Origin of the sequence: Gluconobacter sp. P5E10 (genome assembly GCF_018812145.1) — a bacterium.
In the GTDB taxonomy this organism is placed as follows: Bacteria; Pseudomonadota; Alphaproteobacteria; order Acetobacterales; family Acetobacteraceae; genus Gluconobacter; species Gluconobacter cerinus.
The window spans coordinates 278,093-303,697 of record NZ_JACRVZ010000004.1; the positions used below are offsets into that span (position 1 = coordinate 278,093).

22 protein-coding genes are annotated in these 25,605 nt (G+C 56.3%); 6 read left to right on the plus strand and 16 right to left on the minus strand.

Annotated features, from left to right (window positions below; translation table 11 throughout):
* Positions 1-301: 301 nt before the first annotated feature.
* Positions 302-2,566 (plus strand): TonB-dependent siderophore receptor, encoded by a 2,265-nt coding sequence (locus KP707_RS10005; protein ID WP_249202906.1) that lies wholly within the window; start codon positions 302-304, stop codon positions 2,564-2,566.
* Positions 2,567-2,574: 8 nt separating this feature from the next.
* On the opposite strand, the gene KP707_RS10010 is transcribed toward KP707_RS10005, so the two are convergent.
* Both KP707_RS10010 and KP707_RS10015 read right to left on the minus strand, forming a co-directional pair.
* Complete coding sequence (locus tag KP707_RS10010) at positions 2,575-2,775, minus strand: hypothetical protein (protein ID WP_211502999.1); 201 nt, start codon at positions 2,773-2,775, stop codon at positions 2,575-2,577.
* Between the two features lie 101 nt (positions 2,776-2,876).
* A complete protein-coding gene (locus KP707_RS10015; protein WP_249202905.1) occupies positions 2,877-4,130 on the minus strand; it encodes a CHAD domain-containing protein in 1,254 nt (417 codons plus the stop codon).
* Between the two features lie 116 nt (positions 4,131-4,246).
* Between KP707_RS10015 and KP707_RS16805 the strand changes: the two genes are divergently transcribed.
* Positions 4,247-4,408, plus strand: a complete 162-nt coding sequence (locus KP707_RS16805; RefSeq protein WP_249202904.1) for a hypothetical protein — start codon at positions 4,247-4,249, stop codon at positions 4,406-4,408.
* Between the two features lie 18 nt (positions 4,409-4,426).
* On the opposite strand, the gene glgP is transcribed toward KP707_RS16805, so the two are convergent.
* Entirely contained in the window at positions 4,427-6,934 is a 2,508-nt protein-coding gene (gene glgP, locus KP707_RS10020; RefSeq protein WP_211502998.1) for an alpha-glucan family phosphorylase, read from the minus strand.
* Positions 6,935-7,207: 273 nt separating this feature from the next.
* Between glgP and KP707_RS10025 the strand changes: the two genes are divergently transcribed.
* Positions 7,208-8,323: a sorbosone dehydrogenase family protein gene (locus KP707_RS10025; protein ID WP_211502997.1), complete on the plus strand. Its 1,116-nt coding sequence runs from the start codon at positions 7,208-7,210 to the stop codon at positions 8,321-8,323.
* A gap of 330 nt (positions 8,324-8,653) precedes the next feature.
* Here KP707_RS10025 and KP707_RS10030 read toward each other — a convergent pair whose 3' ends face one another.
* Together KP707_RS10030 and cobD are read right to left on the minus strand one after the other, a co-directional pair.
* Positions 8,654-9,154: a histidine phosphatase family protein gene (locus tag KP707_RS10030; RefSeq protein WP_211502996.1), complete on the minus strand. Its 501-nt coding sequence runs from the start codon at positions 9,152-9,154 to the stop codon at positions 8,654-8,656.
* A 77-nt stretch (positions 9,155-9,231) separates the two neighbouring features.
* Positions 9,232-10,269 carry a threonine-phosphate decarboxylase CobD gene (gene cobD / locus KP707_RS10035; RefSeq protein ID WP_215751595.1) on the minus strand — a complete coding sequence of 346 codons (1,038 nt, stop codon included), beginning with the start codon at positions 10,267-10,269 and terminating at the stop codon, positions 9,232-9,234.
* A gap of 36 nt (positions 10,270-10,305) precedes the next feature.
* Between cobD and cbiB the strand changes: the two genes are divergently transcribed.
* Positions 10,306-11,298 (plus strand): adenosylcobinamide-phosphate synthase CbiB, encoded by a 993-nt coding sequence (gene cbiB / locus KP707_RS10040; RefSeq protein ID WP_211502994.1) that lies wholly within the window; start codon positions 10,306-10,308, stop codon positions 11,296-11,298.
* Positions 11,299-11,302: 4 nt separating this feature from the next.
* Here the strand turns inward: cbiB and KP707_RS10045 are convergent, their stop codons facing one another.
* From KP707_RS10045 to KP707_RS10055, 3 genes are read right to left on the minus strand one after another with little or no spacing between them, the layout of a single operon-like run.
* A complete protein-coding gene (locus tag KP707_RS10045; protein WP_211503173.1) occupies positions 11,303-12,745 on the minus strand; it encodes a cobyric acid synthase in 1,443 nt (480 codons plus the stop codon).
* 29 nt (positions 12,746-12,774) lie between these two features.
* A complete protein-coding gene (gene cobO, locus KP707_RS10050; protein WP_211502993.1) occupies positions 12,775-13,383 on the minus strand; it encodes a cob(I)yrinic acid a,c-diamide adenosyltransferase in 609 nt (202 codons plus the stop codon).
* 2 nt (positions 13,384-13,385) lie between these two features.
* The gene (locus KP707_RS10055) at positions 13,386-14,702 is read right to left on the minus strand and encodes a cobyrinate a,c-diamide synthase (protein ID WP_211502992.1); all 1,317 of its coding nucleotides are present in this window, start codon (positions 14,700-14,702) and stop codon (positions 13,386-13,388) included.
* A gap of 62 nt (positions 14,703-14,764) precedes the next feature.
* Here KP707_RS10055 and KP707_RS10060 point away from each other — a divergent pair, with 62 nt between their 5' ends.
* Positions 14,765-15,853 carry a cobalt-precorrin-5B (C(1))-methyltransferase gene (locus tag KP707_RS10060; RefSeq protein ID WP_211503172.1) on the plus strand — a complete coding sequence of 363 codons (1,089 nt, stop codon included), beginning with the start codon at positions 14,765-14,767 and terminating at the stop codon, positions 15,851-15,853.
* Here KP707_RS10060 and cobM read toward each other — a convergent pair.
* Genes cobM through cbiE form a run of 3 tightly spaced genes read right to left on the minus strand, consistent with a single transcriptional unit; the run spans position 15,817 to position 18,183 of the window.
* Positions 15,817-16,584: a precorrin-4 C(11)-methyltransferase gene (gene cobM, locus KP707_RS10065; RefSeq protein WP_211502991.1), complete on the minus strand. Its 768-nt coding sequence runs from the start codon at positions 16,582-16,584 to the stop codon at positions 15,817-15,819. The two genes, KP707_RS10060 and cobM, sit on opposite strands and share 37 nt — an antisense overlap.
* A 13-nt stretch (positions 16,585-16,597) precedes the next feature.
* Positions 16,598-16,966: a cobalamin biosynthesis protein gene (locus tag KP707_RS10070; RefSeq protein ID WP_202207937.1), complete on the minus strand. Its 369-nt coding sequence runs from the start codon at positions 16,964-16,966 to the stop codon at positions 16,598-16,600.
* Positions 16,963-18,183 carry a precorrin-6y C5,15-methyltransferase (decarboxylating) subunit CbiE gene (gene cbiE / locus KP707_RS10075; RefSeq protein WP_211502990.1) on the minus strand — a complete coding sequence of 407 codons (1,221 nt, stop codon included), beginning with the start codon at positions 18,181-18,183 and terminating at the stop codon, positions 16,963-16,965. The genes KP707_RS10070 and cbiE overlap by 4 nt, the downstream gene beginning before the upstream one ends.
* Positions 18,184-18,212: 29 nt before the next feature.
* On the opposite strand from cbiE, the gene KP707_RS10080 reads away from it, so the two are divergent.
* Positions 18,213-18,974 carry a cobalt-precorrin-6A reductase gene (locus KP707_RS10080; protein WP_211502989.1) on the plus strand — a complete coding sequence of 254 codons (762 nt, stop codon included), beginning with the start codon at positions 18,213-18,215 and terminating at the stop codon, positions 18,972-18,974.
* On the opposite strand, the gene cobJ is transcribed toward KP707_RS10080, so the two are convergent.
* The 5 genes from cobJ to cobN are packed head-to-tail and all read right to left on the minus strand — an operon-like array spanning position 18,947 to position 25,605.
* Entirely contained in the window at positions 18,947-19,699 is a 753-nt protein-coding gene (cobJ, locus tag KP707_RS10085) for a precorrin-3B C(17)-methyltransferase (protein WP_211502988.1), read from the minus strand. The genes KP707_RS10080 and cobJ overlap by 28 nt on opposite strands.
* The gene (locus KP707_RS10090) at positions 19,696-20,421 is read right to left on the minus strand and encodes a precorrin-2 C(20)-methyltransferase (RefSeq protein ID WP_211502987.1); all 726 of its coding nucleotides are present in this window, start codon (positions 20,419-20,421) and stop codon (positions 19,696-19,698) included. Before KP707_RS10090 ends, cobJ begins: the two co-directional genes overlap by 4 nt.
* Positions 20,418-21,059 carry a precorrin-8X methylmutase gene (locus tag KP707_RS10095; RefSeq protein WP_211502986.1) on the minus strand — a complete coding sequence of 214 codons (642 nt, stop codon included), beginning with the start codon at positions 21,057-21,059 and terminating at the stop codon, positions 20,418-20,420. The genes KP707_RS10090 and KP707_RS10095 overlap by 4 nt, the downstream gene beginning before the upstream one ends.
* Entirely contained in the window at positions 21,056-22,240 is a 1,185-nt protein-coding gene (gene cobG / locus KP707_RS10100; RefSeq protein ID WP_211502985.1) for a precorrin-3B synthase, read from the minus strand. Before cobG ends, KP707_RS10095 begins: the two co-directional genes overlap by 4 nt.
* Positions 22,237-25,605 (minus strand): cobaltochelatase subunit CobN, encoded by a 3,369-nt coding sequence (gene cobN, locus KP707_RS10105; RefSeq protein WP_211502984.1) that lies wholly within the window; start codon positions 25,603-25,605, stop codon positions 22,237-22,239. The genes cobG and cobN overlap by 4 nt, the downstream gene beginning before the upstream one ends.

Below are 25,605 nucleotides of genomic sequence, written 5' to 3' on the forward strand. Positions count from 1 at the left end.
TGATTCGACAGGAAAAGGTCTCTTACGAAGCGATTCTTAAAAAAAACACTCATTTTCATAATTATTTTTTTGTAGGAACCACTTGCCCGCTCAACATCGCAGGAATGCTGCCTACAATGTAACAACTGCGAAGGTGCGTGAATTAAAGATTGAAGTTTCTGAGAATGAATATCATTTGTAACTTTAGAAATACGGGAAAGTCAGCTGAAATTCTCGTGAAAATTCATTTTCCAGGAGGCAGTTAGCCCTTTCCATGAGACTTCCAGCGTCGAACGTTCCTCAACGTACACATCTAGGCCCAATGCTTTTTACAGCACTTTTGCTGTCAGGTACGTGGAATGGCGCCTTTGCCGCGACCACTGATGACGTATCTCCAGAAGTTCGTAAGAAATCAGCTTCAACGACCGGTCTTAAAGAGGAACGTTCCGCTTCACCAAAATCGCAGAGCACGCAACAGAAACACGCGTCACAAGAAGATGAGACCCCCGGCAGCATTGAGCAGCTTCTGGTGCAGGGTCATCGCCGCAACGCCTCTACGGATGGTACCGGCACTTATACGGTCTCTGCGGTCTCTACGACGAAAATGCTCCTCAAACCGCTGGACGTTCCACAATCCATCTCGGTCCTCAGCAGCCAGCAAATGAAAGACCAGAACCTCAATACGGTTGATGCTGCGCTCAAACAGGTCGCGGGCGTGAACGTCAATATGTATGGCGACGGAACGGGCGGATACACTGCCCGCGGCTTCTCGTTACAGGCCCAGTATGACGGTGTCCCGTCCATGAGTGGGCTGACTTTAAGCCAGCAGTATGATCTGGCCATCTACGATCGTATTGAAGTCCTGCGTGGACCAGACGGCATGCTTCAGGGCTCCAGCACACCCGGCGGGAGTGTCAATTTCGTCCATAAGCGCCCGACCGATGACTTTCAGGGCAATGCGTCGTTCTCGGCTGGCTCATGGAACAATTACCATGCCACCCTTGATGTCGGCGGCCCTCTCGCGCACTCGAAAATTGTCTCAGCACGACTTGTCGTCGCAGGCACCGACCGCAACCAGTTCTACAACAATGCCTATGATCGTCGCTGGACGATTTATGGCGTCACAGATGTGCACTTAACGCGGCATGACACCCTGACAGTCTCCGTGACGTCTCAAAGTAACGATACAACCCGTTATATGGGGCTTCCCCGTGCCAGTAATGGCGCGGATCTGAATCTGCCGACGAGCACGTTGGTGGGGGCCAACTGGGGCAAATCCGAAGTCCCGATGACTGAAGTTGAAGCACAACTGGAGCATCTTTTCTCTCATGGCTGGCGCGGGCGCCTCAACTACCGTCACCGAACCGCAGCCACCACACTCCAATACGCTTATCTCAACGCGTATAACGCGTCCGCAAAGACTGGCAATTTCGTCGCAGCCAATACACGGTATGACGAGACGAATGATGGCCTGGACGCCTACGTCACCGGGCCGCTTCATCTTTTTGGACAGAAACACGTTCTGATGGTGGGAGCGAACTACGATCGCTATCTTTATGAAGGCGGCGGTGCCAGTGCAAACTCCCGGACCTACACGGCGCTCGCCGGTATCCCAATCAATGCGAACAATGCCATTCCGTCTCTGGCTCTCCCTACCATTACCAACCGCTACTGGGAGCCATCCACGCAGTGGGGCGTGTATGGTCAGGCACAGATCAAGCCTGTTTCACGCTTTTCCATCCTGATTGGTGGCCGGGTGAGCGGGTATGTCAGCAAAACACGTCGTATTTCCCCAACTGTTGGTGCCACCAGCACCGATATCGACCAGCAAGGCATCCTGACCCCTTACATCGGCGGCGTTCTGCACCTGTGGCCGAATGTCACGGCTTATGTCAGCTACGTTTCGACTTTCTCGCCTCAGTCTGCGTTTGATACCACCGGCCGTCTCGCACCTGTCCGAGGCAATCAGCTCGAAGGTGGTATCAAAGGGGAGTTCTTCCACGGGCACCTGGGCATGACCCTGTCCGGCTACAAAATCATCCAGAAAAACGAAGCCATCTATAACGGCACCATCGGCGCCATCTGTGGGCCCGGCGGCGTGGATGACTGCTACGTCGCGACAGGCAAAACACGCAGCCAGGGAGCCGAAGCAGAGCTGATTGGCCGTCCTCTGGAGGGCTGGGACATCAATGCCAGCTATACTTATAACGACAACCGGATCGTCAATAATGGTAGCGCCACGCAGGCTGGCCTGACCTATGCTGGCAACTCGCCCAAGCATCTGTGGAAGCTCTGGACACACTACCGGTTCGAGCCATATCGCGGGGCACAAAAAAATGTCTGGAGCATCGGCGGCGGCTTCAATGCTCAAACGAGTACATTCGGCACAAATCGCACCGTGACGCAGGGCGGATACATTATTGGCTCCATCCAGGCTGGATACCAATGGAACAAGTATCTTTCCCTCTCCGCAACACTGAACAATATCGCCAACAAACGATATTATCAGCGACTGGGAAATCTGTATTACTACAACTACTACGGAGAGCCGCGGAACTTCATGTTTACGCTCCGTTCTAATTTCTGAAGCAAATCTCAGCTGGCTTCAGAAACTCTTTGATTGTGCGCGGGGCTCCATAGATATGGATGTGCCGCGTTCAAAGCTTGGGGGGCCGTCTTCTCCGTATGCGTGTCCGGGCCAATCGTGCCCGGGTCGGTCTGTCTCGCCCACAGCAGTATCATGATAAGCCCGGCGATCAGGATAATGATTGTCAGAAGAACCCAGCGTTTTTCCATGATTTTTGCTCCCTGCGGCAATCAGTCACGCTTTTTGGTTGCCCGTTTGGATCATAAATCAGAGCTGGACCCAAGGTTTCCGCTACACACAAGGAAATAACTCACTGACACCAGAACGGGACGTCCTTCGAAAAAATCTTCCATTGCTTGGGAAGTATTTTCAGGATCTTTTTCCGCTCCCGATGCGCCATGTGAACAATCGCATTTCCTGCTTCTGCGAGGTCAGGCCTTTCTTTTATCACCTGCCTGACCAGAGCCTCCGCCGTTGCTGCATCGTTGAAACGACCAAACAGGTCCTGCAAATCCTTGCAATGGCCCATATAGGTTTCAACGCGGCTCCCCTTATACAGAGGAAGAATGCTCTCAATACTATAGCGCAGCCCCTTCAGAGATCTACGGACGTCATGCAACTGGCGGTCTGACAGGTGCCCGATGTGATGACCCCGATGCTGGACTTTACGCGCCATTCGATCGAGCAGAACAGGCGCATGATCTTCCAAAAGCGCATCAGCAGTCTCGGCTCCGAAAAGAGCTGCCGGGTCTTCCGTGCTTTGTCCAAGAGAAAGTAGCGTAGACGTTATGCTCGGATCAGTCAGTTTCTGTCGCATCTCCGCCAGTGCAGACACTCGCTTTTCTTTGGCTAACTGAACGAATTCACTCGCAATATCCCCGCTCACATGAGCCGGTAGAATTTCGGTCTGAAAAACATCCCAGTCTCGAACATTGCCGAGAAACCGCCCAGTTTGCTGAAAAACTGACATCTCATTCCCTAACGCTCCTTTAGGGAACAGAGGGCGAAAAGCTTTCAGGATCGTTCGAAGCCGCCTGACGGCGACGCGCATCTCATGCACAGCATCGACGCTCCCGTGTTCGGCAGCAGGCTGCGCGGCAAGAAATACCGTCAGAAAAGCACGAACAGACTGGCTCCACCCTTTCCCAACCGTCATGTCCCCTGCGAAAGGCAGCGCCGATTGAACTGTGACATCCTCATCATACTGTCCAAGCGCCAGCCGCACTCCCCTCATGGGAAGCGTTTCGCCCGTCAGCCATATGGGAAGATCACTTAAAGTTTGCGCAAACGCATACAGATCTCGCGCTTCACCGCTCAGGAGCGTCAGATCCAGTGCACAAACAGCTTCCGCCTGTTCTCCAGCCTGAACTGATCCGCGAGACAGAGACACCTTGAGGCTAGTGGCACCAACCGCCGCCTTCCCTTGTAACTGCCAAAAATCTGTGCGGTATATTGGAAGAACTATGCCTGAAAAATCGAGTTTTGCAGCTTCAGTCCCTTCAAGCAGCTTGATATCTGGACGTAATCCTCTCCGGGACCAGACCCATTGTTCAGGCCGCGTCATGTTAGGTAACCCGGCCCAGGAAACAGGCTCAAGCACCTGAACTGACGCACGGCCTTCTCGCGCGGTGGAGAGTGCCCAATCGTGGCGAGACAGTATGCCGGATGCGGTATCGTAAAATGTCCGGATCCGATGCCTCGGTCGCACGCTTTTCAAAGCGGGTGCTATGCCTGTGTGGTGACGAACGAGAGGCCATGCTTCTGGTAGAAAGCGAAATGTCAGACGTTGCGGCAAAAGGCTTCGGATCATTATTCTTTCCCCTCCAGCATGACGACCCATGAAGCGTAAGCCTTCATGCCCTACCGTTGCCAGAGGATAAAAGGCGCTTCGAGCGGAACACTGAGGATCTCCGCAGCTGGAATGATCCGCAGTGTACACTCTGCCGCGGGGGCAGGAAGCTCAGTCTCAAGAGTATAGGCAATCCAGCCATCCTGAAGATGTTCTCCCTGTGTCAGGGATTTGATGCGCGGGTGCCCATCCTGAGCGTCAGCGTAGAGTTCAACACGCAGCAACGCAGGATCGAGCGTTCCGGGATGAATGAAGGCATGCGCTTGCTGATCCCCACCGTTCTCGGGAATGATAACTTCCCCGATCCTTAGGCTATTCCAGCCAGCAGAGAGAGCCTTTTGCCTGTCGATAACCGTCCCAGCGCTCACCCCATGGTCAGACAGGCGACGCCTGTAGCGCTGCGCACCCGTCAGATAGAACTGTTCGGTGTAATCGCGAACTGTACGGTTTGCGGAAAACTGAGGCGTCAGACGCGCCATGCTTTCGCGCATCTTCGCGACCCACGCCCTAGGTATTCCGCCAGCATCGCGTTCGTAGAACTCAGGAAGAACGTGCTCTTCCAAGAGCCTGTAAAGTTCCTGTGCATCAGAATGGTCGTAGGCCGGATCTCCCGCGTGCTCCAGTCCGTCCCCTAACGCCCAGCCGACTTCCGGCGCATAGGCCTCGGCCCACCATCCATCGAGTTCTGACAGGTTGAGCCCACCATTTACCAGGACCTTCATTCCGCTGGTCCCGCTGGCCTCCCAGGGACGTCGCGGTGTGTTCAGCCACAGATCGACCCCCTGAACCATTTTCTGGGCCAAAGCCATGTCGTAGTCCGCAAGGAATACCACTTTTCCCACGATATCCTGACGCTGACAGAACTGGACCCAGCGCGTGATCATCGCCTGCCCTTCCAGATCCTGCGGATGAGCCTTGCCGGACAGAACGATCTGGACCGGCCTATGAACGTCCCGCAACAGCCGGACAAGCCGTTCTTCGTCGTACAACAGGAGGTCTGGACGCTTGTAGGTGGCAAACCGGCGCGCAAATCCGATTGTCAGCGCCTCCGGGTTCAACGACGGCGCAGGCAGGCACCACAACCCATCTTCGCCAACGATGCATTGTCTCGCAGAGAGCTCCTGCCCCAGCGCATGAACAAATTCGGCCCGGGAGTTGCACCTGCTGCGCCAGAGAGTGTCGTCATCAAGATGACGAACGGCATCGCCCAGCCCTTCGAGATCTCCTTCCCACCTGCTTCTCCCCCCCACCTGGGTCCAGAGTTCATCGGCAGATGCTGAATCCCACGTCGGGGTGTGGACGCCGTTCGTCACATGAGAGATCGGGACTTCATTTTGCGGCCAACGCGGGAAAAGTGGCGTGAACAAGGACCGGCTCACAGCCCCATGCAACTGGCTCACGCCGTTAACGGCTCCGCTGCACCGAACGGCGAGATAAGCCATGTTGAAAAATTCATCTTTATTTGCCGAATCAAGACGCCCTAGCGCGAGAAAGTCCTGAATTGGCATGCCCAGACGGTCTTCGGCATAGAACGTGAGATGGCTCTCAATCAGCTTAGGCGGAAAACGATCAAACCCAGCCGGGACAGCTGTATGTGTCGTGAAGACCGTTCCCGCGCGGGCAATGACCTGCGCCTGCGCGAAAGGAATACCTTCTTCTTCGGAAAGACACCGAGCTCGTTCCAGAGCTGCAAAAGCCGCATGCCCCTCATTCAGGTGGCAGATATCCGGCCGGTGCCCTAGAGCATGCAACAGCCTCCACCCCCCGATCCCGAGAACCATTTCCTGCCTCAGCCGAAGTTCTGCATCTCCGCCGTAGAGCTGGGTCGTGATGCAGCGAACAGCGGGTGGATTGGAGGGATCGTTTGTATCCAGAAGGTAAAGAGTTGTCCGACCTACGACGGCTTTCCAGGCTCGAAGCCAGATTTCTCCGGTTGCTGTTTGGACAGAGAGCCGGAACCAGTCCCCATCCGGCGTGAGGACGGGCTGTATCGGAAGCTGGTCAGGGTCATTGAATGGGTAGAGCGCCCGTTGTTCACCTGCCGGAGTAATAACCTGGCGAAAATAACCCTGCGCATAGAGAAGTCCGACCGCAACAACGGGAACACCCAGATCACTTGCGGCTTTCAGCTGGTCTGCAGCAACATTCCCGAGCCCGCCAGAATAGATGGGAAGTGCCTCGCTCAGCATATACTCCATGCTGAAATAGGCGACTTCAGACAGCCCCGCGTCCGCATATTTCTCCGCAAACCAGGTGGAACGCTCCAACTCATATTTCCGGCGCTCCATACTGGCCTTCAAGAGATTGCGGACATCCGGGTTCTGTAGAGCTTCCCACAGTTGGGCTTTAGGTGTTCGGGTCAGGGTTATCCAGGGATTACAGGTTCGGGACCAAAGATCCGGATTGATCGTCTGCCACAGCAGATCCGCCTCGTGGTTCCATGTCCAATGCAGATCAATTGCCAGCATGCGCAGTGCGGCTTCGGCTGCGCGCGGCTTACGGGGGGAAGTGTCAACCATAGACCTGGAAACTCCCATGACTGTTCACGCTCGCTCTCTAACATGGTGCACATGTTCAGAGAGACGGACAGAATGCGTTCATTAAGGCAGCAACTGGACCTCTAACGCGTCAGAACCGAGGAAGTATCAGGGCCTTGGAGCGCCAGACATCCTTCGTGACATCACATTTTCAAATGGAGGAATAGCCGAACACCTGAAAACCTCTGAGCCATTCGTCCGTTGCGGTTACCAGCGCTGTCTTTCAAGCCTTGCTCCACATTGGTGAGGTGCGTCATGCTCCGGCAATTTCTGCTATTCTCAGTGATAGGCTCGTGCCTGAGCCTATCTGCATGGGGCGCTCCTTCGTTTGAAGGCCTGTCTGTCGCGCCCGGGTTTCATTTGGACGTTATATCGGCACAGGTCCGTGGAGCACGTGAGATCGCTCTTGGAGACACAGGAACTGTTTTCCTTGGCTCCATGGGGCCGGGAAAGGTTTATGCCGTCTCTGGAGTGGGTGATGCAGGCAGTCCCGTTCAGGTCAGGACACTTGCCAGCGGCCTCGAAACCCCTTCAGGCGTGGCATACCATGATGGAGATCTCTACATCGCGGAACCCGAACGCATTCTAGTTCTACGAGATATCGAAGACCACCTAGACAATCCGCCCGAACCGGAAGTCATTACGGATCACCTGCCTTTCAAAGATGGCGACCATTTCTGGAAGTTTATCGCTTTCGGGCCGGATGGCAGGCTGTATGTGACCATTGGCGCACCTTGCAACGTTTGCGACGTGGGCCACGATCTCGGAAAAATCATTAGCATGACTCCCGACGGCACGGACAGGCAGGACGTTGCTTACGGCATTCGCAATTCAGTTGGTCTCGCATGGCGGCGAACAGGAAAAGACCTGTGGTTTACGGATAACGGCCGGGACATGATGGGTGATGACGTCCCTTCAGACGAACTGAACACCCTTACCCAACCCCGGCAGTCTTTCGGCTATCCCTATTGCCATCAGGGAGACGTCCCGGACCCTCATTACGGAAAAGGCCACTCGTGCGGTGAGTTTACTCCGCCTGCCCTGAAGCTTGGAGCCCATGTCGCAGCATTAGGGCTGCGATTTTACGATGGCCCCGCCGCAGCGCGCTTTTTGACAGGTGCATTGCTGATTGCGGAGCATGGATCATGGAACAGAAGTGTTCCATCAGGGTATCAGGTCGTGTCCGTCAAATTTGATAGTGCTGGCCATCCACAGCAGTCAGAGCCGCTAATCTGGGGATTTCGGCGCAATGGGCGCACCGTTGGCCGCCCAGTGGATGTTCAGCCGATGCCCGACGGCAGTATCCTCGTTAGCGACGATTTTTCCGGGTCGCTCTACAGATTGACCTATACCCCTGCCGTACGGAAATAAGTGTCATAAAGTTGGAAGAGCCCGAACAGGTGACGAGACACGCGGAACCGTCTGAACGGAGGCTATCCGCAGCCAGAAGCGGGTGACGACAGCCCCGAGTAGAATCATAAGAAAATAACGCATATCGTTCCCCTTTTCAGAGGTTATTGTGAAGCATAAACTTGGCGAATATGCGCATGAACTATGGCAAACGTGCTTCAGATCGTAACAGTTTTCATCCTGAATAAGGAAAAAAGAAAATGTCTTTCGGTATTATTATTTTAGTAGCCCTTGCAGCGGTACTTTTTATTCTCGGTCCCATCCTTGTGGCCGTGGGCGCCGCAGCCTGGATTAACGATCGCTTTCTGAGCCGAAAATAATTTCAGACGTTATTCTGTTGGCTGGAACCGAAAGGGCCTGCACCCTCCACGTCCTGTGAAAAGACAGGACGTTCCAGCTCTGCGGGAGAATATCAAGCTTACCTGCCGCTTCTGCATTCAAGCCCATCGCTAGCAGAACAAGTCCCCGCACAACATCAGCATCCACACCCAGGATCACAGACTTTTCCGCGTCACGGATATCCGACAGCCACTCTGCAAGACGGACATACATCCCCTTTTGGCTTTCACCGGAAGGCGGCGAAAAATCGGGGTCTGTCATCCACTCTGACAGACTTCCAGGCGATAAGGCTTTGAGGCTCTGCCCGCACCAGTCACCGTAATCACGGCCGCGAAGCCGTTCATCCACGGTCACGACGCACTCGGAATACGCCTCAAGCCACGCAACGTCTGCCGCACACCCTGTTAGGATCGGTAGAGATTTTGGCCAGAGCGCAGGTTCCGTACTTGCCATGTCACGCAGTTCCCCTTTCGGAGGAAAGATGCTTCGCTTCGAAGACGGGAGCGATGGAAGGGCAAAGCAGAACAGCTTCACTTTGCGATCTCTGACCAATCATGAAGCGCGCGTTCCAGGCGATCCCAACCCGCGCTATCCCGCGGCAAACCAAACCTCAGCTCCGTTGGCCGCTCAGGGAACGCACGGGTCACGATCCCGCGTTCACAGAGGAAGGTCCACAGCGAAGCAGCCTCATCCAAAATCACCAGGCAGAACAGAAGGGTGTTTCCTTTAACGACGAGACCCGATCCCTTCAGTAGGTTTACAAGGCGCTTGGCATCCCGCTCCAATCGACGTTTGATGCTGTTCAACCACTCCTGATCCGACAGTGCTTGCCGTCCCGCGGACAGAGCCAGAGCGCTTACCGCCCAATCCCCCATCATGGACCGAAGTCGATCCGCTATGCCGTCAGAGGCGATTAAAAAACCAAGGCGGACACCGGGTAACCCGTAGGTTTTCCCAAAAGACCGCAAAACCAAGAGCCCTGCCCGGGGAAAAGACGCAGCAGCACTTTCATGATCGAAATCCGCATACGCCTCATCGACGACTAACCAGCCACCGGATGCCGCGCAACGATCCGAGAGTTCTAAAAGTGTCTCGACCGGCAGGCGTCGTCCGTCTGGATTATTTGGATTACAGACGACACAGACAGTCCCCGCTCGTCCTGCAGCAGCCCTGAATGCCTGAAGATCCGTCACGATCGACACGCCCACTCCCGCATTTCTCCACGCCTGCTCATGCCCGGAGTAAGTGGGACCAAAAATGACGACTTTTCGCGCTTGCAGAACCGACGGAAGCAACGCAATCAGCAGCTGTGTGCCAGGGCCCGCGACAATCATGCCTGCATTCGGTACGCCGTAGGCTGTCGTAGCGGCCGCTAAAAGCGCTTCCTCGTCGGCTGCTTCTGGCAGCCTAGTGAGAACCGCGACATCCAAGGGAGCAAGAGGGTACTCGTACGGGCTGATACCCGTGGAGAGATCGATGAAAGGCTTTGGAGCGTGAGGAAACCGCTCCATAACCTGCCGCACCTGACCACCATGAATAGGCATGTTTTCCAGCACCGTGGGCATCATGCTAGATCACGGCATCTGGATGAAACACGCAGGCCCATGACTTTCTCTCCCCTGTCCCACACACTGTCTGTCGCCTGTCTGGCCTGTGCAATTGAAGCCGCTTTCGGTTACCCGAACTGGCTTTTTCGCAGAATTGGCCATCCAGTCATGTGGATTGGTGCCCTTATCGCGCGACTGGATCGTTCACTCAACCGCCCACAGGATAGCGCTTTCCGGCAACGTCTATGCGGCATTGTAAGCTTGGCCATTCTTATCGGTCTTCCCGCTCTGATTATCTACACGGCCATTCAGGCCCTGGACCTTCTCTTTCCTCCTCTCGTTGCCTGGGGGATCGAAGGCGCTGTGGGCAGCACTCTGATTGCCCAGCGCTCCCTGTGGGAGCATGTCAGGGCAGTTCACACGGGCTTGCAGGAAAGCGGTGTGGCGGCGGGCAGGAAAGCAGTTTCCATGATTGTTGGCCGCGACCCGGAACAGCTTGATGAAGCTGGCGTCGTACGGGCCGCCATTGAAAGTCTGGCCGAGAATTTTTCAGATGGCATTGTTGCGCCGCTTTTCTGGACTGCCCTCTTTGGCCTGCCAGGCACAACCGCTTACAAGTCAATCAACACGGCAGACAGCATGATCGGCCACCTTACCCCCCGGCATAAAGCCTTCGGATGGGCCTCTGCGAAGCTGGATGATCTGGTCAATCTCCCAGCCTCCCGCCTCTCCGCTCTCTGCATCTTTCTGGCGGCATTCACGATCCCCGGTGCCAACTCAACGAGGGCATTTCGCGCCGTCCAACGTGATGCAAGCAATCATCGCTCCCCCAACGCCGGATGGCCAGAAGCTGCTATGGCAGGAGCCTTAGGACTAAAATTGGCTGGCCCCAGAGTTTATGACGGTATTCTAGTCAATGATTCATGGATGGGCGACGGACGGGCCACCGCGACTGCTGATGATCTTTGGCGTGCGCTTCAACTCTACCGTCGGGCGTGCATTTTTCAGGGCGTGGCTCTAGCCGTTCTTTCTGGCCTATTCTGGCTTTGAAGGATCAGACAGGTCGAGCCAATGCAAGAAGCGCATCCAGGTCAATGCAGGCTTCAAGATGGTCCGCCCAGGCATCCAGCGCAGCCTCAACCCGCTCATCATGATCCTGAAGGTCAGGCCCGGCGGGCCCTACGCGTGAAAGAAGAGCTTTCCGCGCGTTTCCACCAGACAGAACCCCATGCAGATAAGTTCCCCAAACACGGCCGTCAGGCGAAACGGCACCTTCAGGCTCACCGTCTATCATTGCAAATGGCCTCTGAGTAGCCGGACCAGACGTTCGCCCGACATGAATTTCATAGCCCGTGAGCGGGACGCCTTCCGGCACCAGTAATCCCCTTACCTCGGTCAAACGCTTGTCATTCGTCAGGACTGTCTGCACGTCTAGTACGCTCAAGCCCTCAACGAGACCCGGGGGGCCTTCGATCCCTTCATTATCCTCAATGGATTTTCCAAGCATTTGATACCCACCACAAATGCCAAGAACACGACCGCCGCGCCGGGTATGCGCCTTCAGGTCTATGTCCCATCCTTGTTTCTTGAAAAATGCCAGATCAGAAATAGTCGCCTTCGAGCCTGGTATGATCACAAGGTCACAAACTGGAAGGGGTAGACCGGGTGCCACGATCTCCAGAGTGACGCCCAGATCAGATCGCAAAGGGTCTAAATCATCGAAATTGGCGATCGTGGGTAGATGCGGCACGACAACCCGTAAGCCGTCGCCTACTGGCGTTTCGTTCACAAGATCAGATGCGTCTTCAGCGGGAAGGTCACCAACATGCGCACAGTGTGTGACAAGACCGAGCTTTTTCCATCCCGTCTGACGTGAAATAATGTTCATGCCGTCGGTAAACAGCGAGGCGTCTCCACGCATTTTGTTTACGATAAACCCTTTGATGCGCCCTGCATCCGGATCTGACAGCACCATTTTGGTTCCGACAAGGCTGGCAATCACGCCCCCCCGGTCGATATCACCAATGAGCACGACGTCCACATCAGCGGCTTCGGCAAAACCCATATTGGCAATGTCATTTTCCCGCAGATTGACCTCTGAAGCCGATCCGGCCCCTTCAATCAAAACGATATCAGCTTCTGCCGCCAAAGCGCGAAACGCGGACAACACATCCGGCATAAGAGTTGTCTTGACGTCCTGATAAGCGCGGGCCCGCACGGTTCCTCGCAATTTCCCCCGAACCACAAGCTGGGATCCTGTCTCGCTCTGCGGCTTCAACAGCACAGGATTCATGTCCACGGTGGGAGGAACCCCGCAGGCGCGAGCCTGAAGCGCCTGGGCACGCCCAATTTCGCCTCCGTCTCTGGTCACGGCGGCGTTGTTCGACATGTTCTGAGGCTTGAACGGACGCACTGTAAGGCCACGTCGTGTCAGGGCTCGGGCAATCCCTGCAACGAGCACAGATTTCCCAACGCTGGAGCCCGTTCCCTGAAACATGAGAGCCCTGGGGCCCTTCCGCTGCGTCATCAGAATTCGAACCCGGCCTGAGCTTTCACACCTGCACTGAAATGATGTTTTACCAGTGTCATTTCCGTTACCAGATCCGCAGCGTCCACAAGGGCTGGTTTGGCATTGCGCCCGGTTATGACGACATGCTGCATTTCAGGACGCGCTTTCAGGTCCTCCAGAACCTGCTCCAAGGGCAGATAGTCGTATCGCAGGGCGATATTCAGTTCATCGAGAACCACAAGAGCGACATCGTCGCGTTTCAGGGCCGCTTGCGCCACCTCCCACGCCCGGGCGCAGGCAGCAATATCCTTTGAGCGATCCTGCGTTTCCCAAGTGAACCCCTCGCCCATCGTGTGCCACTCTACCAGATCGTCAAAGCGTTCCAACGCAGCACGCTCTCCAGTCACCCAGGCGCCCTTGATAAACTGCACGACAACAACCCGCTTTCCATGGCCCAGCGCACGAAGCGCAAGGCCAAACGCTGCGGTAGATTTACCTTTACCCGGACCTGTGTGGACCGCCAGAACGCCCTTTTCGACAGTCTTTGACGCGACTTCCTTGTCCTGCACGTCTTTGCGTTTCTGCATTTTCTCCCGGTGCCGGGTCGCATCATCCGTGGTGTTCATGCTCACTTCCTGTCTCTACGTGCCATCACGTGAAAAAATGATCCGGACACCAGCCCACGACAGCCTCCAGCCATCCCAAGATCATTGCCGTAGCCGTCTCTCAAGGTTGCGAGAGGCTCGTCCGTTCCGGCCTGGATCACGCGGGCATAATGAAATTCGTGTCCCCGAAAGATACTGCCTTTTGACCCCAGCGCGCAGTCTGTTGCCAGTATCGCCTCACGATATCCCAGATTCATTTTACGCTTCGCAAAACTGGTTCCGTGCCCCAGAAGGCCCAGCATCTTATGCGTCATACCGTTTGCATCTTCCAGAAACTCTCCCAGCGCCATGAAGCCTCCGCATTCTCCGTGGACTGGTCGTGTCTCGGAGAACTTCACCAGATGGGATTGAAAGTGACGGGATGCCGCCAGTTGTTCAGCATGTAACTCCGGATATCCTCCGGGAAGCCAGCAGACATCACAGTCTTCATCCGGCCCTTGATCTGCCAGCGGAGAAAATGGAACAAGTTCGGCTCCTGCATTCCTCCAACTCTGCGCCACATGCCCATAAAGGAACGAAAACGCGGCATCATCGGCAACCGCGATCCTTTGCCCCGGAGGGCTTATGGCAACACAGCCATGATCCTCAATAGTAAGAGGTGCTGCCGCGGCCATGATGGCATCGAGGTCAAGCGAACCTTCCGTCCTCTCCCGCAGGCTAGCAAGAAGATCTTTCAGTGTGTCCTGTTCCCGTGCCTGCACGAGGCCAAGATGTCGCTCCGGAAGTTTCAGGGTGGTGTCCCGCATGTATGCACCCAGAACGGGGATGCCTGCGGCCAGAATGGCCTCACGGGCCATAGCCAGATGTCGTTGGGACGCAACCTGATTGAGGATGACACCAGCAACATGCAGAGCGGGATCGAGCGTGGCGAAACCGTGTGCAATGGCCGCAGCAGACTGGCCCTGCCCTGATACATCCAGCACAAGAATAACTGGAATACTGAAACGAGCCGCAATATCGGACGGTGCACCTCGCGCGTCAGCAGGCCCCAGCAAGCCGTCGAACAGCCCCATGGCAGATTCAACGACCAGAAGATCTGCACCTTCAGCCGCACGCGCTAACATGCTCTCGAGAAGCTCAGGCGTCATCACCCAGCTATCAAGGTTCAAGCTGGAACGCCCGGTTACAACCTCATGAAACGCTGGATCAATATAATCCGGGCCTGTCTTGGCGGCCTGAATTTCGATATTTCTGGCCCTCAGAGCTGACAGAATACCAAGCGTGGCGGTCGTTTTACCCCCCCCTGAGCGAGGCGCAGCAATCATGATCGCGCGGGTCATATCAGCGATCCTTTCTGATGGCATGTCTCGCTTTCAGCATGAAATATCGTATCCTGTCTCCGATGACTGCCCAAGGCTCCTCTCTGCGATATGGCTGGACGACCGGAAGCTGCGCGACCGCGGCGGCCAAAGCTGCATGGATAGCGCTCCAGACTGGAACATTTCCTGATCCCGTGTCCATCACGCTGCCCGGAGGCAAACAGGCGGCGTTTGCGCTGGCTGCCCATGGGATGGACAAAACGGGCGCCTGGGCAGCAGTCGTCAAGGATGCCGGAGACGACCCCGATGTTACGCATGGCGCCCTTATCCGGGCAGATGTGCGCCCATTGCCTGAGGGGCAAGATATTATTTTTCGCGCGGGCGATGGTGTTGGAACAATTACGCGCCCCGGCCTCCCCCTGCCGCCGGGTGAACCGGCCATTAACCCTGTCCCCCGCCAGATGATCCGTCTCGCACTTCAGGGTGCCTCCGCTGAGATCACAATCAGCGTTGAAAATGGCGTTACGCTGGCCAGGAAAACCCTGAATAGTCGGCTGGGCATTGTCGGCGGGTTGTCCATTCTGGGCACAACGGGAATTGTCGTGCCCTTCTCCTGTTCGGCCTGGATTGACAGCATTCATCGTGGGATCGACGTCGCGCGGGCGCTGAGCCTGCCACATCTGGCCGCGACCACCGGAGATGTTTCCGAACGCGCTGTTCAGACGTTCTACGGGTTGCCTGAAACAGCGCTGATCGAAATGGGTGACTTTGCAGGTGGCGTCCTGAAATATATTCGTCGACACCCGGTCCCTCGCCTTACAATCGGCGGAGGCATCGCCAAGATGACCAAGCTGGCTCAGGGCCGGATGGATCTGCATTCCAAGCGAGGGGCCGCAGATATGCCAGCTCTGGCGGCCTTGGCAACGCAGGCAGGCGCGAGCGCGGAATTGGCCGATGCTATTGCAGTTTCCCCTACGGTCGCAGAAGCATTTCTTCTTGCTTCCGCGCAGGATATTCCACTGGGTAATCACATCGCCCGTGCTGCGTACCAGTTTGCCAGCAGCGTTCTGGAAGACAACAGTATCGCTCTGGACGTTATGGTTTTTGACCGACAAGGCAACTGCGTAGGACGCAGTCATCCGGCTGATGATCCAGACCTGAACCGGCGCTGATAATCCGGATCATAGAGCGCACTCTCCCGAAATTCATCGACCGCAAGCGCGGGACCAACCAAAACAAGAGCGGTGCGCTCTACTGGGTTAGCTGCAGCTTTTTTAAGAAGAGTTCCAAGCGTGGCGCGAATGGTGATCTGATCCGGCCAGCTTGCACGTGCCACCACCGCCACAGGGCACTCTGGCCCATAATGTGGCAGCAACTCCGTAACGATACGGTCCAGCGCATGCACTGCCAGATGGATGGCCAGTGTAGCACCGGTCGCAGCATAGGCTGAGAGTGTTTCACGCGCTGGCATGGAAGACGCTCGGCCACTGACGCGGGTCAGCACGACGGTCTGCGCAACTTCAGGGACAGTAAGTTCCCGGCCCAAGACAGATGCCGCTGCCGCAAATGCAGGCACTCCCGGCGTCATTGTCCAGGGAATATCAAGCCTATCCAGGCGGCGCGTCTGTTCGGCAACCGCGCTGTAGATAGACAGATCCCCAGAATGAAGACGCGCGACGTCCTGCCCTTCAGCGTGTGCCCGGATGTATTCCTGCTCGATCTGGTCCAGCGATAACGGCGCCGTGTTCACCTTTCGGGCATCTGGCGGGCAGTGCTCCAGCATTTCCGCCGGGACGATAGACCCCGCATATAGACAGACTTTACATGAAGCCAGAAGATCGCGGCCTCGCAGCGTCAGAAGATCAGCGGCGCCCGGTCCTGCACCAATAAAATGAACCGTCATCCGTTCTCTTTCCTCATGTCTCAACTGACTGCGCAAGGGCACAGGTCACGTCTTTTCCACTCTGTCGCATAACGATCAAACGGCTTTTTGGCCCGGCACCTGCCAGCGCGCAAGCCTCCGCCACAGAGCTGAATCCTGTCTTTTCAAAAGCAATTGCGGAATGGGTCTCGCACTCTACCTGACGCTCTGTCAGGCTTTCCGTATCAATCCACACAAGCTCAACATTCAAACGTTTTGCCAGCTCTGGAATAGCTGGTTCCGCTTTTCTAAACTCCGGAGCAGCAAGCCGATCGAACCTGCGGCCAGACGTCACCTGCATGATGAGGTCCAGCAGGGATTGTTCGTCCACTTTTGGTCGACAGCCGATACCCGCGACGATCATAACCTGCCCTCAGAAATCACTGTCGCATATTGCGTCACGCGCATGGCGGGTCGGAAAGCATGCAGCCCACCGACAGCATCAAGCCGTTCAATGCCGATCCGTGTCAGCGTGCCGCCATAGCGCGTATATTGAGCGGATAGAACCGCTTCACCTTCCAGCGTTACGGCGTTGGCAACAAGACGTCCGCCAACGGGAAGTGCGGCTCTCGCCTGCGTGAAAATATCCACCTGTGCCAACCCTCCGCCTATGAAAACGACGTCTGGTCTTTCAAGTTCAGGCAAAGCATCAGGCGCAGTGCCTTCCACAATCTTTAGTCCTGGCACACCCAGTTTCAGGGCATTTCTCGCTATTCTCGCCGCCCGTAGTGGATTTTTCTCAATGACGATGGCCCGATTGGCGGGATGATGAAGCATCCATTCAATGGCGACAGACCCGGCCCCTCCACCAATGTCCCAGAGGAGTTCTCCGGGATGCGGGGCTAATGTTGAAAGCGTGACAGCGCGAATTTCGCGCTTGGTGATCTGCCCGTCATGCTCAAACAGATCGTCCTCTAAACCACAGGAAAGGGGGATCATCTTCGCCCCTGGAGCCGCCTCGATTTCAATTCCCATAAGGTTTAGAGGATCGACATCTTCGAGCCCGTCCGAAGCCACGATTACACGCGACTGCTCATTAAAGCCGCCTACCCGTTCCATGACATGAATGCGAGAGGGCCCAAAGCCTCGCCCAGTCAAAAACTGACTGACTTTTCTCGGCGTGCTACCGTCTTCTGACAAAACAATCAGCCGCATAGTCCGATGAAGGTGCGGAACCAATGTCTCAATTGGGCGCCCACAGAGCGACACGACACGCACGTCCTGTTCAGCCCATCCAAGGCGCCCGCAGGCCCAGGATATGGAAGACGGCGCGGGCACACAGAGCATTTCCTCTGGCGGAATATGGCGTGCCAACGTGCTTCCCACACCGAAGCAGAATGGATCTCCGGATGCGAGGACGGTGACGGGCTGTCCGCGCCGTTCAAGAACACGACGTACTCCACTCGAAAACGGGGAGCCCCAAGGTTCAGCTTGTCCTGAGATCAGACTGGCAGCCAGTTCAAGATGCCTTTCACCGCCCATCACAAACTCGGCCTGACGAACGATCTGACGTGCGAGAGACGAAAGCCCCTCGACACCATCCTCGCCAATTCCGATAACGCTCAGCCATGGGGTCTTCATCGGCCTGCTCCGGCAAAGGAACCAAATCCATGCGCGTTCTGATCCTTGGCGGCACGACACAGGCCAACCAACTGGCGCAACATCTCGCGGAAAGAAAGGATTTCGAGCCAGTCTTTTCTCTCGCTGGCGTGACGAAGAATCCAGTTCTTCCCGGAATCCCTGTGCGCATTGGCGGATTTGGCGGCATTTCGGGGCTGGAAACGTTCTTGGCCACAGAGAACATTGGTGCGGTGGTGGACGCGACCCATCCGTTCGCCGCACAAATGAGCCGACACGCCGTGACGGCATGCGAGCGAATGGGCCTTCCTCTGCTGCGGATAGACCGCCCGAGCTGGGAAGCCCAATCTGACGACCAATGGACGTTCGTTCCCAGTATTAATGCCGCCGTAGAAGCGCTGGGGACCGCCGAACGGACAGTCTTTCTGACGACGGGCCGCAAGGACCTGCTGCCGTTCCAGAAGGCTCCGCATCATCATTACGTGCTGCGCAGTATCGACCAGCCTGATCCCTTGTCCCTGCCGTCTAACGTCACGCTTCTGCTCGCCCGCCCTCCGTTCACGGTGGACAGAGAAATCGCGCTTATGAGAGACCATGCTGTGCAGGTTCTCGTCACCAAGAATGCTGGAGCCGATGCGACGGCCGCCAAGCTGATTGCCGCCAGAGCGTTGAAATTGCCCGTTATCATGATTGACCGCCCGACGCTGCCGCGGACGGAGACTGTCACGAGCGTCGAAGACGCGCTGAACTGGTTGGAGCGCCATTATCACGCGGGCACAGACCGGGACGTGTAAAGCCATGCCTGCCCATCCGGCCGCTCGATACGATGTGTCAGAGTGGTCCCGATCAGGACAAGTGTACTCATATCCACCAGTTCGGGATCAGCATGGCTCAGATCGGTTAGGTGCAGCCTTTCATCGGTCCTTCCAATAGCCCTTGCGAAGGCAACAGGCACAGTTCCAGACAACTCCTGACGCAGCACTTCGAAAGCCTCGCCCAACTGCCAGGGACGTGCCTTTGAACGGGGGTTGTAGAGCGCAATCACGAAGCCCGCCTGCGCGGCCAAAGTCAGACGTCGGCAGACTGTCTCCCAGGGCTTGAGATTATCTGACAGGGACATGACGCAGAAATCTCCCCCGAGAGGCGCGCCAATACGGGCTGCGGCCGCCAGAACAGCGGAAACACCGGGAATGACCGTGACATTCACCCCACTCCATCGATCCGGTTCGTGATCGATGGCTTCAAACAGGGCGCTTGCCATGCCAAACACGCCCGCATCCCCGCCTGACACGATCGCCACACAACGCTTCTGCTCCGCAAGTTCGAGGGCATGGCGAGCGCGATCCAGTTCGACACGATTATCCGATGGATGGCGAGTGATATGCGCTGGCAGATCCACACGATCCACGTATGGACCATATCCTATGACGTCTGTTGCCTGAGCAAGTGCCTCTTCAGCCTCAGGGGTTCTCTGGCTGGGCTTTCCCGGCCCGAGACCAATGACGAAGATCTGGCTCACCGGACACCCCGGCGCCCTGGCAACAACGCCAGAGAGAAATAAGGAGCCGCACCGTTCATGTCATTCAGTGGCAGAACACGGGCATCTTCCTGGGTTCCCCGCTCCACATAAACGGCATCCTGCAATCGACCTGCACGTTCCAGCGCTGTGCGCAGCTTTGGAAGATTGCGTCCCAGTTTCATCACAACGGCTGCATCAGCCTGCTTCAGCCACTGAGCCAGATCATCTTCCGACATAGTGGCAGGCAAGACGCACAAGACATCATCACCATGCGTCATGGGGAGTGCCGCCTGCGTCCAGCATCCGCTCATTCCGGTGATTCCGGGAATGACTTCACAAGGTCCGACAGGCTCAAGCCGATCAAACACATACATGGCGGAGCCATACAAAAACGGGTCACCCTCACAAAGAAGAGCAACGCTTCGGCCAGCTTCTATTTCGACCGCAATCTGCTTCGCACACTCATCGTAAAACAACGACATATCAGGATGATAGGACGGGTCATTAACGAGGCGCTCCGTCGTAAAGGGATACGCAAAACGCAGCTCTTTCGTGCCCAGCGTAATATGCGTGTCAGCGATTTTCCGCGCATGACCCATTTTGTCATGACGGCAGAAATAGGCGATGACGGGAGCTGTTGAAATGACCCGCGCTGCCTTGAGCGTCATAAGTTCCGGATCACCCGGCCCTACGCCGACGACGTAAACTGTAGCAGCTGTCATTCTGCCTCGCTGGCAAGGGCGTTCAGGGCAGCAGCAGCCATGGCGCTTCCGCCCAGTCGGCCGCGTACGATGACATGCGCAAGGTCACGCCGAGCAGCCAGTGCATCCTTGGACTCTGCGGCACCTACAAAGCCAACAGGCATCCCGATAATTGCTGCGGGGCGCGGGCCACCTGCATCAATAAGCTCAAGGAGATGAAAAAGCGCTGTCGGGGCGTTGCCAATCGCTACAACAGCCCCTTCAATCTGATCACCCCAAAGATCAAGGGCTGCGGCAGAGCGCGTATTGCCAATTTGTCTCGCAAGATCTGGCGTCCGTTCATCGCGCAACGTGCAAATAACGGCATTATTGGCTGGCAACCGGGCGCGCGTAACACCATGGGCGACCATCTCGGAATCACACAGGATTGGCTTACCCGCCTGCAACGCTGCACGCGCTTTGCTAACAAGATCAGACGTCATGGCGACTGATGCTGCGACCTCCACCATTCCGCATGCATGGATAATGCGCACTGCAATTTTGGACTGTTCAGGCGTAAAACCCGACAGATCGGCCTCTGCACGGATCGTTGCAAAGGACCGGGCATAAATGGCCGCGCCATCCCGAATATAGTCGTAGGAAGAGGGTCCGGCGCTCAAACCTGTGTCTCCTTCAATTCATGACGCAACAAGGCCCGTATCTGCGGAATATCCCTGCCGTGCCATGATGGCGTATCTGTTGTGCGCCCATTGCGCACAACCTCATAATGCCCGTCATCAGCAACAAGCGTCATATCTGCCGCACGGGGATGCGCACACCCCTTTATGCAGCCTGAAACATGCAGCACACAGCCGGGCGGCACATCAGATGCCAGAGCCAAGGCTGTCTCGACAACATCTGCGGTGGCTTTCGCACATCCGGCACGGCCAATACAGGCTTCCACTCTCAACAATGGATCTACCGAACTGGTGATGAAGCCGGGCCATGTTCCGTCCTGCTGCGGCAGGAGAACACTACGCCACGGTGTAACCCGCAGCCGTGATGTCCCGGTAAGTTCGGCAAGAACCTCCAAGTCTTTGGCATGGCATCGACCAAATGGCAGGCCAACACCCATGACCTTCCCCGGCAGGGGCCCTATGAGAGACACCGGACGAGTACCCTGCCGTTTGCACGGAATGCCCTCTAGCCCGGCCTTCGCGTGGACGAATGCTGCTGTATCGGTGTCTCGCGATGGTCGGCCAAGGTCAGAATTTTCTGCACAAATCCGGGACATCACCACGGCTGCTCTGACAGCCCGAGCGTTATCCAGCACTCCGGTTTCCATAGCACCACAGACAACTGACCATCCATCCGCGCGGGACTGAAGGGCAATATCCGCTGATAACGTGCCTTCTGGAACATACCCGCCACCATCAACGGCCCAACCGAACTTGCCGCTCAGCGCCGACAATGCATTTTCTTCAAGAAGTGCCGTCTGAAGCGACTGGGCGACGCCTAACGTTTCCGGGTCGCATTCAGGGTCCAAGCCCGCAAGGGGTGAAACCAGAATGGCCCTTCGGCGCTCTTTTGCTGGATCAGGATCTACGAGCCCTTCTGCCAGTGCGCTTTCTAACGCGAGTTTTGCACTCGTCGAAGAAAATCCTCGCAACTGCACGTTGCCACGATTGGTCAGTTCAACAACGCCGTTTCCGAAACGTCGTGCCAGCTCTGCAATAGCCAGTACTTGTGGCCCGTTAAAACCACCGAGCGGGGAACGGATACGGACCAGATATCCGTCTCGTGCTTCCATCGGCGCGAACATATCCGGACACCAGCCGCGAACAAGGGGGGGAACTGTCATTCGCTCCCACTCTCCAACATCGCAGAGACGCTATTCAGGCGCGGGTGCCAGAGGCCTCGACGGATCATATCCTGGAACCGCGTGCGCATTGCCTGACGTGCCTGAGGGTTAGCGCTTTTCAGGAAAGCATCACAGGTGTCATCGCCAAGCGTTGCGGCAAATACCAAGTCAAACTGTTGGTCAAACCGAACAGAAAGGGTCGAGGCAAAAGCGCAGAGCGCGTCCAGTCCCCGTGCAATTTCGGCGCCTCCCCGATAATCATGCCGCTGCATCCCTGCCAGCCAATGGGGATTGGCCAGACGCCCTCGAACGATGCGCTTCACTTCGTTTTCAACTCTCCGAAGACGGGGCGCGTCCGCACGGGACGTATCGCCATGCCAAAGGACGGGATCGGCCCCTAGCAAAGCCGCCGCTGCTGCAAGCCCACCTTCATGAGCAGCAAAATCCGGGCTTTCGAGAATATCCGTCTCTGCATGGTCCTGCACATGCAGGATTGCATCTGCCCGTGCCAGATTTTGGGCCAATGCTGCGCTGCTACGTGTCCCGTCACGACCGCCACCATACATCCAGTCGTTGTCGGCCAGATAGGACTGGCCGAGCTCAGACCGGTCTTCCCAGTTACTCCGCGTGAGAGCATCTTCAATGCCTGTCCCGTACGTACCGGGCGCTGCACCAAAAATCCGCGCTCCAGCAATTTTTCGAGCATCACCTTCCAGATTTCTCACACGGGCAGACAACGGGTTCCATTCCTCGCCTTCCTCCAAACAGGAAACAGCTTCAACCACCTGATCGAAAAGAGAAATCTGTGCTGGGAAGGCATCCCGGAACAATCCTGAAATTCGAAGTGTTACATCGACACGCGGACGATCGAGAACAGCCAGCGGTGTAATTTCAAATCCTGATACCCGACCGCTCGACGCATCCCACGTGGGGTCAACTCCCATCAGGATCAGAGCCAGTGCCAGATCCTCTCCTCCCGTGCGCAGGGTGGAAGAACCCCATAGATCTATAACGATGCTTTGAAGCGGCTCGCCCTCGTTCTGCAAATGACACAGCAGAATCTGCTTTGCCTGCGTCCGGGCAAGCTCTACCGCAGAAGACGTCGGAACAGCTCTCGGATCAAGCGTGAAAAGATTGCGGCCGGTCGGCAGAACATCCACTCGCCCACGTGTCGGAGCACCAGACGGCCCGGGTTGAATGAACCGTCCTTCCAGCCCGGCCAGAAGTGCCTTCATTTCCGCATCTGCGCTGGCTTCGATCAGAGTAGCAACCATTTGCTGGGGCATCTGTGCGACAGAAGACACCATTTCGGCCAGTTTCTCGGCATGTGGTGCTACTTGACCGAAAACATGCAGACCATCACGGATCTGAAGGTCCTTCACATCACATAGATAAGCATCCAGCCGCGCCAGAGCCTCTGCTTCGTCACCTTCCCCCGCTTTGACGCCACTTTCGCTCAAAAGCCCCATGCGCGTGGCTCGGTCCAGAATATCACGCTTCAGAATGGCGCCACGACGCCTGTCCAGACCATCCGCCTCTGCAAACTCATCGATCAGTTGTTCCAGCTCTGCCATGTCCGGATCAAGTCCGGCCTTCATAACAGGCGGTGTCATATGTCCGATGGTGACTGCGCCGAGACGACGTTTCGCCGAGGCTGCTTCTCCCGGATTATTGACGATAAAGGGATACAGAACCGGCAAAGCGCCACGAAGAACGGCGGGAGCACACTGGTTGGAAAGCGCTACAGCTTTGCCGGGCAGCCATTCGAGTGTGCCATGCGTTCCAAGATGAACCATGACATCTGTCTGGCAGACATGACGTAGCCAGAGGTGGAACGCGATATAGGCATGTCCAGGGGGTGTATCAGGGTCGTGATACTGGGCTTTACGATCCTGCGCGCTGCCACGATCGGGCTGGACAGCGACTACGATGTTACCCAGCGCCACAAATTTAAGGCAAAATGAATCGTCCTGAACAACGGGGTCTTCAGCAGAGGTGCCCCAACTCTGTGTCACAGCGTCCCGGAAGGGAGCGGGCAAGCGCGCAAAGAGTTCGTTATAATCGTTCAGAGACAAACAGGGCTGTGGCAGGTCTTCACACAAAGCTCCCACCAACGCCCTGCTGACGGGTATTTTCGCAGCTCCACAGTCATACCCTGCCTGTTTCAAGGCCTGCAGGATGGATTCAAGGCTGGCAAAAGTATCTAACCCGACGGCATGTGCAGTCTGTCCATCCGCACCGGGATAATCAGAAAGGACAATCGCAAGACGCTTCTCGCGCGAAGGTGTTTTCTTGAGCCTCGCCCATGCGAGAGCTTGCTCTGCAGCAGCGGCAATACCCGGTTGAAAGGGCGCATGCCTTGCCGCATCCCCCGGGACTGTTTCGGATTTGAAGGAGATCGGAGACGAAGAAATCCGCCCATCAAGTTCTGGCAAAACGACCTGCATCGCGAGGTCGGATTGCGATAAACCGCGCCCGCTTTCAGCCCAGGCCGAGACTGTCACACCAGGCTGCAAAACCTGAAGAACCGGAACAGCAGCAACATCAAGAGGAGATGCCCCCTCTTTTCCGCGCGCAGAAAAGAAGGTCGCGTTCAGAATAATGTCTGGCTGAGTTTCAATCAGGCGGGTTTGAATCCACTCGGCAACATCCGGGTTCTTCAGCGATGCGACATATAGAACATCTGTCGCGACCCCGGACTTTTCCAGTTCATCGGCAAGACTGTCAATCGCTGCTGTATCGGCAGCCAGAAGGTGAACGCGGTAGAAAACGATTGTGGCTCTTAAAGGAAAATCCGCAGTCGTCTGGCGATAAATTCCAGCCGGGGGGAGCGCCGCGGGTTGCCCTGAAACGTCATCTCCATATCCGGCCAGATGAGCCATGAGCAAAAGGGCGCGACGCGCATTCTCAGGACCACCTTCCCTCAGAAACCCCGTAAGTCTGGAATGGTTTTCTGCTTCGACGCTGGTCCACTCTTCAAGCCGTGCATCCTGACGGGCATCTCCGGGCAACAGAGCCAGTGGAATGCTGTTCCTGCTACAAAAATTCCGGAGTTCTTCCGCCCCATATCGCCAGTAATCCACGCCACCCAGAAGCCGTGCGATGACGCATCGGGACGATGCTATGGTCTGCTCAACGTATAAATCGACCGACATGGGGTGTCTGAGGCGAGCAAGACTGACCAGTCGCAGCGAAAAACCTGCGCCGGTCGGGGCCTGCTCATTCAAACGGGAATAGGCCCGCTCAAGCGCCAGAAGATCGCTATCCGAGAAGGACAGAAACACGACGTCAGCAGGCGCATGACCGAGATCCTCGGCCACGTCCTGATCGTCTATTCCGTGTCGTTCCCGGACAAGCAGATGCAT

Bases quoted from the DNA above. Each gene is read 5' to 3' on its own strand.
- KP707_RS10005 (WP_249202906.1), top strand. From the start codon at position 302: ATGCTTTTTACAGCACTTTTGCTGTCAGGTACGTGGAATGGCGCCTTT.
- KP707_RS10025 (WP_211502997.1), top strand. From the start codon at position 7,208: ATGCTCCGGCAATTTCTGCTATTCTCAGTGATAGGCTCGTGCCTGAGC.
- KP707_RS10080 (WP_211502989.1), top strand. From the start codon at position 18,213: ATGCGCGTTCTGATCCTTGGCGGCACGACACAGGCCAACCAACTGGCG.
- cobN (WP_211502984.1), bottom strand. From the start codon at position 25,605: ATGCATCTGCTTGTCCGGGAACGACACGGAATAGACGATCAGGACGTG.
- cobD (WP_215751595.1), bottom strand. From the start codon at position 10,269: ATGATGCCCACGGTGCTGGAAAACATGCCTATTCATGGTGGTCAGGTG.
- cobG (WP_211502985.1), bottom strand. From the start codon at position 22,240: ATGACAGTTCCCCCCCTTGTTCGCGGCTGGTGTCCGGATATGTTCGCG.
- cbiE (WP_211502990.1), bottom strand. From the start codon at position 18,183: ATGAAGACCCCATGGCTGAGCGTTATCGGAATTGGCGAGGATGGTGTC.
- KP707_RS10010 (WP_211502999.1), bottom strand. From the start codon at position 2,775: ATGGAAAAACGCTGGGTTCTTCTGACAATCATTATCCTGATCGCCGGG.
- KP707_RS10070 (WP_202207937.1), bottom strand. From the start codon at position 16,966: ATGATCGTCGCGGGTATCGGCTGTCGACCAAAAGTGGACGAACAATCC.
- KP707_RS10090 (WP_211502987.1), bottom strand. From the start codon at position 20,421: ATGACAGCTGCTACAGTTTACGTCGTCGGCGTAGGGCCGGGTGATCCG.
- cbiB (WP_211502994.1), top strand. From the start codon at position 10,306: ATGACTTTCTCTCCCCTGTCCCACACACTGTCTGTCGCCTGTCTGGCC.
- glgP (WP_211502998.1), bottom strand. From the start codon at position 6,934: ATGGTTGACACTTCCCCCCGTAAGCCGCGCGCAGCCGAAGCCGCACTG.
- KP707_RS10055 (WP_211502992.1), bottom strand. From the start codon at position 14,702: ATGACCCGCGCGATCATGATTGCTGCGCCTCGCTCAGGGGGGGGTAAA.
- KP707_RS10045 (WP_211503173.1), bottom strand. From the start codon at position 12,745: ATGTTTCAGGGAACGGGCTCCAGCGTTGGGAAATCTGTGCTCGTTGCA.
- KP707_RS10060 (WP_211503172.1), top strand. From the start codon at position 14,765: ATGACTGCCCAAGGCTCCTCTCTGCGATATGGCTGGACGACCGGAAGC.
- KP707_RS10030 (WP_211502996.1), bottom strand. From the start codon at position 9,154: ATGGCAAGTACGGAACCTGCGCTCTGGCCAAAATCTCTACCGATCCTA.
- KP707_RS16805 (WP_249202904.1), top strand. From the start codon at position 4,247: ATGTCCGGATCCGATGCCTCGGTCGCACGCTTTTCAAAGCGGGTGCTA.
- cobO (WP_211502993.1), bottom strand. From the start codon at position 13,383: ATGAACACCACGGATGATGCGACCCGGCACCGGGAGAAAATGCAGAAA.
- cobM (WP_211502991.1), bottom strand. From the start codon at position 16,584: ATGACGGTTCATTTTATTGGTGCAGGACCGGGCGCCGCTGATCTTCTG.
- KP707_RS10015 (WP_249202905.1), bottom strand. From the start codon at position 4,130: ATGACGCGGCCTGAACAATGGGTCTGGTCCCGGAGAGGATTACGTCCA.